Here is a 2,214-nt window from a genome sequence, read left to right as displayed (position 1 = left end):
CCTTTGCGCAGATTGAAGTTCTCCTGCACGTCGGCGCTCATGGCCAGATTGGCGAGCGTCGCCTGATTGGCGGCGGCAGCGGGATTCTTCTGTTTGAAGAACGTCATGGTGTCCACGACCCATACGAACGCGTGACCGCTTCCCGGCGTCGCCGCGCACACGAAGTCGATGCCCGGCTTCTTGCCTGCCCGGAGGAATTCGCCCTTGGCCCAGTCCGCATGGATCTGCATCGCCGCCTTGCCGTCGATGACCATTTGCGTCGCCACGTTCCAGTCGCGACCGGCGCGGTTCGGATCCGTGAAGCCGATGATCTTGCGCAATTGGTCGAACACCTTGAGCATGGTGGGTCCCTGGATCGTCGCGGGGTCGTGATCGATGATCGCCTTCTTGTAAAAGGCGGGGCCGCCGATGCCGATGACGAGATCGCTGAAGATCTCCGCTTCCTGCCAGTCCTCGCCGCCCAGCGCGACCGGGATGATGCCGTCCTTCTTCATGCGCTCGGCCAGCGCGTTGAATTCATCCCAGGTGGTCGGGGCTTTGCCGCCGTACTTCTGCAGGATCTTGGCGTTGATCCAGAACATGTTCTCGCGGTGCTCGTTGACCGGAACGCCGTACCAGTCGTTCTTGTATTTCACGTAGGGGATCAGCTCGGGCGCGATCAGCTTGTCCCAGTTGCCGGCCTTCGCGAGGCTGTCGAGATTCGTGAGCTCATTTTGTTCGGCATACGAAAAAAGCAGCTGCGGCTGGGCCTGCGCCGCTGCCGGCGCGCTCCCTGCCGCCAGCCGCGCCTGCAATGCCTGTTGTTGATTGGCGCCGTCGTTGCCGGCGATCGCGCTGTCTTTCCAGCCGATGCCCTTCTTCTGCAACGCGTCCTTGAGCGCCTGGAGCGCATAGGCTTCACTGCTGGAGGTCCATTGATGAACGACCTCGACCGTTTGCGCCTGCGCACCGGCCATGCCGACCATCGAAAAGCTCGCGACGGTCGATACGACCGCCCGAGCCGAAATACGCCGCAATCTTGTTTTTGCCTTCACAATCCAATCTCCTCAGATGACATCTGACCTACGCCGGTTCCCGCTCGTGCGTCGCTATGCACGAGCGCCCGGCGAGTATCGGAAGGCAAATTGACGTACGCAATTTCGCGATCGTCCGTTTCGAGACGCACGATGACGCTACCGGGCGGAGCAAGCGGGTATGTCGGGGTATCTCGCGGCAGTCGGTCGACGCAGGTCAAAACCGCGCGCACTCGAGGATGCGCGGACCGACGCCCGATCTGCTTCGCTGTGCGTCGCAAAAAGGCGAGTCGCGAACTTGTCGCGACATTTTTCTATGGAGACCATGCCGGCATGCACTTCGCCGAGCGTCTTGCAGGGGGAAACCGCCGGGTGCACCCACTGCATCGCGTGGATTCGGGCGGGCTCGGCGGCCGTCGTGGCGAAATTTGCACCTTATACAGGGGAGTCCTGCTGTGAACGATTACGATCGAGACGCTTACGCGGTTCTGTTGCCGGCATTCGCGGGCCTGACGCTCAGCGACGATGTGTGCCGATATCTCGACCGGGGCGGCGTGTCGGTACTGCTGGGCGAGACGCGTGACGAGTACGTCGGACGCGCGATGAGCGCGCAGCGCCGCGCGGACGAGACCGCCGCGCACTTCAGGGATGTCGTCGAATCGACCCGGAGGCGGGCAGGGTCGGGAGTGCTGGTGGCCGTCGATCAGGAACTCGGCGGGATACAACGACTGCATGCGCTCGTGCCCGCGCTGCCGTCGCTCGACGACGCCTTGCGCGCCGGCACCGAGACGATCGTTGAAAGATCCGCCGCGGTCGCCGCGGCGGCGCGCGAACTGGGCGTCAACCTGTTTCTGTCGCCGATCGCCGATGTCGTGGTGGGCGCGAATCCCTGGCTCGACGGGCGGCATCTCGGCGCCGATGCCGCCGATGTACTGCGCATTGCCCACGCGTTCGTGCAGGGCGTGCAATCGGCGGGCGTCGCGGCAACCGCCAAGCATTTCCCCGGGCATCCGGTCACGGCGCTCGATCCGGCGCTCGACGAGGCGGTCGTGGGCGGCGGGCTCGCCGAGCTCGCGCCGACGCTCGACGTGTTTCGGGCATTGATCGCCGGCGGCGTCAAGGCGGTCATGGCGGGGCCCGCGCTGGTGCCTGCCATCGATGTCGAGCATCCATCGAGCACGTCGCGCGATACGCTTTCGAT

The 2,214-nt window shown here is 64.4% G+C and carries 2 protein-coding genes; one reads left to right on the top strand and one right to left on the bottom strand.

The features are described 5' to 3' along the window. Nucleotides 1-965: ABC transporter substrate-binding protein (locus JMF90_RS34195; RefSeq protein ID WP_236598097.1), on the bottom strand; the 965-nt coding region annotated here is incomplete at its 3' end. 503 nt (nt 966-1,468) lie between these two features. On the opposite strand from JMF90_RS34195, the gene JMF90_RS34190 reads away from it, so the two are divergent. After that, nucleotides 1,469-2,214, top strand: a 746-nt coding sequence (locus JMF90_RS34190) for a glycoside hydrolase family 3 N-terminal domain-containing protein (RefSeq protein WP_201326084.1), incomplete at its 3' end; no start/stop codon positions are given.

Source organism: Burkholderia sp. E168m23 (assembly GCF_016586125.1).
In the GTDB taxonomy this organism is placed as follows: Bacteria; Pseudomonadota; Gammaproteobacteria; order Burkholderiales; family Burkholderiaceae; genus Burkholderia; species Burkholderia orbicola.
This window is presented reverse-complemented; position numbering and strand designations above follow the sequence as displayed.